Origin of the sequence: Chitinophaga sp. (assembly GCF_036569125.1) — a bacterium.
Lineage (GTDB): Bacteria > Bacteroidota > Bacteroidia > Chitinophagales > Chitinophagaceae > Chitinophaga.
Genome location: NZ_DATCRF010000310.1, coordinates 1 through 7345, shown reverse-complemented (window position 1 = coordinate 7345; position 7345 = coordinate 1). Strand labels below are relative to the sequence as shown.

Below are 7345 nucleotides of genomic sequence, written 5' to 3'. Positions count from 1 at the left end.
CTGCTGGTTATAATCATAATACACCGCCATCCCCTCTTTAGACACGGCTATATCTGTTCCAACACTATCATCTACCAATGTAACCTGTTGTGTGGCAAAGTTCCTGAGGAACAGGGAATCTGTTACCACCGACGGCAGGGCGCCCTGGCCCCGTACCCAGGCAAGATAATTACCGGCAACCGACAATGCTCTTACATGAGGTTCCAGCAATGTTAACTGGCCTTGCCGCCATTCATATACCGCTACAGAATTATTTCCCCGTAATACGGTGAATAATGCTCCAACAGGCGTTACCCAGGCGGAGCTGGTCTGATCGGGCAAAATTGAGAGTTTTCCGGGGAGGGTGAACACTTCGCTGGTATTTTGCTGCGTGTTAATCAACCGGCAGGTGGAGTCTTTTACAACCAGCAGCCGGTTGTTGCTGAAATCAAGAATGGTATTTCCTGCCGGCGCAGTATAGTATGCAGACAGGTAAGGGTTGGTATTAAGCTGGGCAGATGCAAATGCAGTGCATAACAGCAATACAGCGGCAATGTAAAATTTTTTCATGGAGGCAGACGTGGCTTAATGGTTTCGCAAAAGATTGATAATAAACGATCCTGGGTTTTAACTCACTGAACTTGGGTCTCAATTACTTGGAGAATATACGATAAATTTGGAAAACAATGTATATAAAGGAGCTGAACTAAAAAGAATGTAAAATCATAAATGTAAAATTTTAAATGTAAAAGTGGAATGCAGCGAAGTTTGGTCCGGACCTAACCGCTGCATTCCACTTTTATATTTATGATTTATCTCGTTCATAAAGTCTTTTCAGTGGTCTCTATGAACCTCCTTCGTCGGTTTAAAATTTTACATTTTACATTCTTTTAGCTCCGCATTTGCCTTCCGAGATTTATTAATCTGCTTTTAAACTGTTCACAGGGTTCATCATGGCTGCCCTGATGGCCTGGGAGCTAACGGTTATCAGCGCTATCACCAGTGCTGCCGCACCTCCGGCTACAAACACGCCCCAGTTAATATCTATCCGGTTCACAAAATTATTGAGCCAGTTATGCATGAAATACCATACCAGCGGGGCTGCTATTACAAAGGCGATCCCTATGAGCAGGATAAACTCCTTCGAAAAAAGGTATACAATATGAGCGGGTGTTGCACCCAGCACTTTGCGCACGCCTACTTCCTTTATACGCTGTACCGCCATGAACGATGCCAGGCCGTATAAGCCCAGGCAGCTGAGGAAGATGGCGATGCCTGCAAAGATCTCGTACAAATGCGCCAGCTGGCGTTCTTCCTTATAATACTCTGCGATCCGCTGGTCCAGGAACTGGTATTCAAAGATCTGTTCGGGAAAGTTCTCGTTCCAGAGCTTTTCTATAGCTTTCATCGAAGCTGTTACATCCGCACCGGCAGCCAGTTTTATCCCCACGCTGTTGAAACGCCGTTTTATGTTGCTCATGAATACAGGCGCCACAGCTTCTTTCAGCGTACCGGCAGCAAAATCTTTTACTACTCCTACAATCGGGCCTTTGATCTGCCCGCCCCATACATCTATATCTTTATTGAGTACGTCCGCCGGCTTCAAACCCAGTTTTTGCACCAGGGTTTCGTTCACCAGGAACTCGCGTACGGAGTCTGTGCGGGTGAGGTTGCGGCCTGCTACGAGTTTGATGTCGTAAGTGTTCAGATAGTTATAATCTACCCAGCGTGTGACGCACGCGAATTTAGTTTCCTCTGCCTGATGATCATATTTAAAACCTGTCCACCAGTTACCATCATTGGATGGCGCTGCATTGGAAAAGCTCAGCTCCTGGATGCCTTTGATCTGCTGCAGCTGGTCGCGGAGGTAAGCGATCTTTGCATTGCCCGCGCTGTCGTTACGGAAAGGTACATTCACAATAGCATCCCGCGTAAAGCCCATGGATTGTTTGTTAAAGTAATTCATTTGCTGCAGAATGATAAGCGTACCAATGATCAATGCCTGTGCAATAATGAACTGGAAAACCACCAGGCTACGGCGCAGGGAAATGCCGCCGCTGTTTCTGCTGGCGGCTATCTTGCTCTTTAGAGCATTAATGGGGTTGAAGGCTGACACAACGATAGAAGGGTAGAAGCCCGCCAGTAAAGTAACAGCGAAGAAGATGGCAAACAGCAATGCATACACGTTGTAGGCAGCCAGCATACCGGCCCCCAAAGGGAGGTCCATGATCCTGCTGATGAACGGCAGCACGCACAACGCCAGCACCACGGCCAGCAGGAGAGAGGTGAGCACCAGGATAGCCGTTTCAGACAGGAATTGTATTTTCAGCTGCCAGCGGTTACTGCCCAATACCTTGCGCACCCCGATCTCACGGGTACGGTTCACTGCCTGTGCAGTGGCCAGGTTAACGAAGTTCACACAGGCAATGAGTAAAATAAATGCAGCGATCATCCACAGCATTCTTATACGTTCAGGCGATGCCACGCGGCCAATAAAGTTCGCGGTGCGTTTATCTGAATGCACGCCGGCCAGGGACTGCAGCATATGCGTAGCCGTGTTCTTCGGGTCTTTGTATTTTTTAGAGAAGGCGATCAGCTGTTTGTCGATCTTTGCCTCATCCTGTCCCGGGCGCAGCAGCACATAGCAATTATGCACATCGTCTATGGTTACCCAATCCTTTATCTCGTTTATTTTAAGCATGGCATAAGTTGCCACCATATCAAACTGGAACTCTGTGTTCTTGGGAGGATCATCCAGGATGCCGGTTACCGTCAGGTTAAATTGCTGATCAAGCCGGATGACCTGCCCCATGGCCTTGTGCCAGTCGCCAAAATATTTTTCTGCGGTGGAACGTGCCAGCACCGTGGAATTAGGATCGTTCAGCGCAGTGGCTTTATTCCCCGCCAGCCATTTGTAGTCAAATATGTCAAAGAAGGAGGGTTGCAGGAAATATACCAGTGGTTTGAATTTCTTCTGAATGTTGCCATGCCCGTCTTCCAGTGTTACCAGCCTTTTACCCATTTGTAAAATGCCGGTTACCTTCTCTAACCCGGAGAAATCGTTTTGCAGCGCTGTGGGTAAAGGGAAAGGCACGGCCTGTGTGTAATTGATCTTGCCACTTTCTCCCGGCGATACCGTGAGCACCCTGTAGATGCGGTCTTTCTTCGTATGGAACCTATCGAAGCTTTGCTCGTATTGAATGATCACATAGATAACCAGGCAAACGGTGATACCCAGGGTAAGACCGGTGATGTTGAGAAAGGCATAACGCTTGTTGCGCCACAGGCTCCGGAAAGCCGTTTTAAGGTAGTTCTTCAGCATACGGGAGTGGATTATTGCGGGGCATATCGCAAAAACAATACAAAAATAATAAAGTGCTCATTTTTAATTGTTTAGAATGCTGCTGCTAAATGGAAATGTCCGCTTTCGGATTATGATGTCCATTTCCGGACATGCTGCCCTGTATGAATTTTATTTAAAATTAGAATTGTTCCGCTTATATTTGTCAAATTGACAATAATAATTGTGGTGTTCCTATCTGCACGTTATGGCGCTTTTGTGTGTATGCATTGAGCCCCTGGTTTTCTATTTTTTCACAGGTCCTGAACTTTAATAAAACCGTTATGATAAACAGAATTGTATCTCTTGCCTGCTGCCTTTTTATTTTTTGGGGCGAGGCGCAAAGCCAGGCATTCAAAGAAAAAGATAATGGTATTGAGGCTGCCGTGAAAGGTGTTCAGGTAGAGATCACCTTCTTTAGCCCTGCTATTGTAAGAGTGCTGAAATTCCCCGCTGGTGCTGCTGTTACAAAGAAAAGCCTTTCCGTTATTAAAATGCCTGAAAGCATCCGGCCGGCGGTTTTGCAAAAAGGAGATACGCTGTTCCTGCGTACAGATTCGGTTGTGGTTAGCCTGGTGCTGGGTACGGGCAGGATAAGCTTTAGCAATACGCTGGGAGAAAAACTATTCAGTGAAAAAGATGATGGTGTGCAGTTCACTCCTGTGAAGGATGTAAATAAACCTGCTTTTATTGTAAGGCAAGCATTTGTATTAGATAATGATGAGGCCATTTATGGATTAGGCCAGCAGCAAAATGGTAAAATGAGCCAGCGTGGCCAGCGTGTGTATCTGCGGCAGGATAATATGAAGGTTTGTATTCCCTTCTTTCAGTCTGTAAAGGGTTATGGCGTTTTTTGGGATAACTATTCGCCTACCACTTTTACGGATAACCTGCAGGAAACCTCCTTTGATTCGGAAGTGGGCGACTGTGCCGATTATTATTTTTTATATGGAGCTAATGCGCAGGGTGTTGTGGCTCAAATGCGTGCATTAACCGGGCAGGCTCCATTAATGCCTTTATGGGTATATGGTTTCAATCAATCGCGTGAGCGTTATAAAACGCAGTATGAGCTGGTAGATGTTGTAAAGCAATACCGCAGCCTGAAAGTGCCGCTGGATGGTATTGTGCAAGACTGGCAATACTGGGGGAGGGACAGTAACTGGAATGCCATGAGCTTTGATCCACATACTTTTCCTGATCCAAAGGGCATGGTGGATAGTGTTCACCAGCTGCATGCGCATTTGTTCATTGTGGCATGGCCTGGCTTTGGTCCATTGACGAAGCAGTATGAGGAGCTGAAGCAAAAGAATATGCTGATCCATTTTGAAACCTGGCCGCCTGCAAGCGGCACCACACCTTATGATGTTTATAATCCCCAGGCAAGGGATATTTACTGGCGCTATTTAAATAAAGGTATTTTTTCTTTGAATACGGATGCCTGGTGGCTGGATTCATCTGAACCGGATCACGTAAATCTGAAAGAGCGGGATTTTGACCAGCCTACTTACCTGGGCAGTTTCAGAAGTGTACGTAATGCATTTCCGTTACAGCATGTTGGCGGGGTATATGATCATCAGCGGCAGACCACGGATAAAAAGCGGGTGTCTATTCTTACCCGTTCGGCATTTGCCGGCCAGCAACGGTATGGCGCCAATACCTGGAGCGGCGATGTGGGCTCAAACTGGGAAATGCTGACTAAACAGATCCCTGCGGCCCTGAACTTTTCACTTTGCGGCATACCGTACTGGAATGCAGACATTGGCGGTTTTTTTGCCGGCAGCTTCGTAAAGGGCGGCGGCGCCAGGAATCCGGCGTTCCAGGAACTGTATACACGCTGGATGCAGTTCGCCACATTTACCCCTATGATGCGTTCGCATGGTACTGATATTCCGCGTGAGATCTACCAGTTCGGAAACCGTGGTGAATGGCCTTTTGATGTACAGGAGAAATACATTAATCTCCGGTACCAGCTGTTGCCCTATCTTTATTCAACTGCCTGGGGCGTGACTTCAAAAGCCGGTTCCATCATGCGTTCACTGGCAATGGATTTTGCTTCAGATAAAAAGGTTTGGGATATTGGCAATGAGTATATGTTCGGCCAATCTTTCCTGGTGGCGCCGGTAACAGCAAGCCATGCAGAGAACAGGTCCGTTTATCTTCCGGCAGGCGCCTCATGGCATAACTTCTGGGATGGCGGTCTGATAGCAGGCGGGGTGTGGACAGAACAGGCCACTCCAATAGACAGGATCCCCTTGTTTGTAAAAGCAGGTTCCATTATTCCGTGGGGGCCTAAAGTGCAATACGCTGCTGAGAAGAAATGGGATAACCTTGAATTGCGTATTTATCCCGGCGCAGATGCAAGCTTTACCTTGTATGAAGATGAGGGAGATGGCTATGATTACGAAAAGGGAAGTTATTCTGAGATCCGTTTTCAGTGGAATGATCAGGCTAAAACACTTTCAATAGATGATGTGAAAGGAAGCTTTCCGGGTATGTTAAAGGACCGGAAATTCAATATTGTGGTGGTAGACGCTCATCATGGCGTGGGAGTGGAGCCTTCCGGGAAATTTAATACCACGGTCCGTTACAAGGGGAAAAAATTAACCGTTCGTTTGTAAGGGAATTAATCCCTGTTTGAAATATACAAGCATCTGTTTGAATCCAACAAAATTCCGGCTAAGCACCTGCATAACTTTGTATTGTCAACTTAAAAGAACAAACCAAATGAAAAAGACAATATTAGTTACAGGTGCAAGCAGCGGCATTGGTAAAGCAACTGCGAAGTTATTTCATCAAAACGGCTGGAATGTTATTGCCACCATGCGCCAACCGGAGAAGGAGGAAGAGCTGGTGAGCTTAGAAGATGTGCTGGTGGCAAAGCTTGATGTGCTGGATGCCGGATCGATTGCGGCTGCTATCGAGAGCGGGATCAAACGGTTTGGCCGTATTGATGTGTTGCTCAACAACGCGGGTTTTGGCGCATACGGTCCGCTGGAAGCCACCTCCATTGAAACAATTGAACGGCAATTTGATACCATGGATGCCAATGTGCGCATCGCGTCTGTCTTTAATGAATTGCTGGAAAGGCAATTCCCGGTAGAGTCGGTGCAGCAGCGCTTTGCGCTTCGGTCTGCCAATGATTTTGCAGAGCGTATGTCCATCCATGTAAACCATCTGAACCGTGCCATGAAGCACGCAACAGGTAAAACCACTACTGCGCTTATTTCGGAAAGATTGGTTGCGGAAGCCACGGCCCTGCTAAAGCACACTGCGTGGAATATTTCCGAGATCAGCTATACCCTTGGCTTTGAAGATCCCGCACACTTTAATCACTTTTTCAAGAAGCACACCCGCTCAACACCTTCCAGTTTCAGAAGCTAAAAATATCAGCCGGTCAGATGATTCAACATGCCGCGGGCTCCCAATAATCCCTATCTTTAAAACCCAAACCCGCGGCTATGACCTTTGCTGAATTTTTCCACATCCTGATCCTGTTGGGCTTTTTACAGGGCGTTATTATGAGCATGCTGCTCTTCTTCTCAAAGAAACGATCCCGTCCCAACCGTTTACTGGGCACCCTTATACTACTCATAGCGCTGGCTTGTTTGAACCTGTACCTTTTTGAATCGCCCCGGTTCGCGGATAATCCTGTTCTGAACCTGATAGGCAATCTTATCCCGCTGGTTATTATTATGCCCCTTGGGCCGCTGTTGTATTTTTATGTCAAAAGCACCATAGATCCCAACTTCAGGATCAGCCGGAAGCAGCGCTTACATTTTTTACCGGTAATAATAGATTGCGTGCCGCAGCTTAGCATTATAATATATTTTGCAGCTGCCTTGCTGGATTTTTCAATACCGGCCCCTGATTTCCTGGGGCGTTTTATTGACAGCTATAATGTGTATGCCGATATTCCCCGCTGGGGCTCTATTACCGTATATCTCTGGCTCTCCGCCAGGTACCTGGCCACGGTAAGCGCGGAGAAGGAGCCGTACACCCAATGGATGCGCCAGTTTATCCGTCTTT

Annotated in this window: 5 protein-coding genes; 3 read left to right on the top strand and 2 right to left on the bottom strand. The window is 47.1% G+C overall.

Annotated elements, in window-relative coordinates; translation table 11 throughout:
• Both VIM87_RS11515 and VIM87_RS11510 read right to left on the bottom strand, forming a co-directional pair.
• Positions 1 to 549 (bottom strand): hypothetical protein (locus VIM87_RS11515; RefSeq protein ID WP_331997138.1); only part of this gene is annotated, 549 nt, incomplete at its 3' end.
• Between the two features lie 349 nt (positions 550 to 898).
• Complete coding sequence (locus VIM87_RS11510; RefSeq protein ID WP_331997137.1) at positions 899 to 3301, bottom strand: ABC transporter permease; 2403 nt, start codon at positions 3299 to 3301, stop codon at positions 899 to 901.
• Positions 3302 to 3603: 302 nt separating this feature from the next.
• On the opposite strand from VIM87_RS11510, the gene VIM87_RS11505 reads away from it, so the two are divergent.
• The 3 genes from VIM87_RS11505 to VIM87_RS11495 all read left to right on the top strand — a co-directional run.
• On the top strand, positions 3604 to 5937 hold the full coding sequence (locus VIM87_RS11505) for a TIM-barrel domain-containing protein (RefSeq protein ID WP_331997136.1): 2334 nt from the start codon (positions 3604 to 3606) through the stop codon (positions 5935 to 5937).
• A 106-nt stretch (positions 5938 to 6043) separates the two neighbouring features.
• Positions 6044 to 6700 (top strand): SDR family NAD(P)-dependent oxidoreductase, encoded by a 657-nt coding sequence (locus VIM87_RS11500; RefSeq protein WP_331997135.1) that lies wholly within the window; start codon positions 6044 to 6046, stop codon positions 6698 to 6700.
• A 77-nt stretch (positions 6701 to 6777) separates the two neighbouring features.
• Positions 6778 to 7345 (top strand): hypothetical protein (locus VIM87_RS11495; protein ID WP_331997134.1); only part of this gene is annotated, 568 nt, incomplete at its 3' end.

What these genes read in the sequence shown, in the direction of transcription:
- VIM87_RS11510 (WP_331997137.1), bottom strand. Translation starts at nt 3,301, where the DNA reads ATGCTGAAGAACTACCTTAAAACGGCTTTCCGGAGCCTGTGGCGCAAC.
- VIM87_RS11505 (WP_331997136.1), top strand. Translation starts at nt 3,604, where the DNA reads ATGATAAACAGAATTGTATCTCTTGCCTGCTGCCTTTTTATTTTTTGG.
- VIM87_RS11500 (WP_331997135.1), top strand. Translation starts at nt 6,044, where the DNA reads ATGAAAAAGACAATATTAGTTACAGGTGCAAGCAGCGGCATTGGTAAA.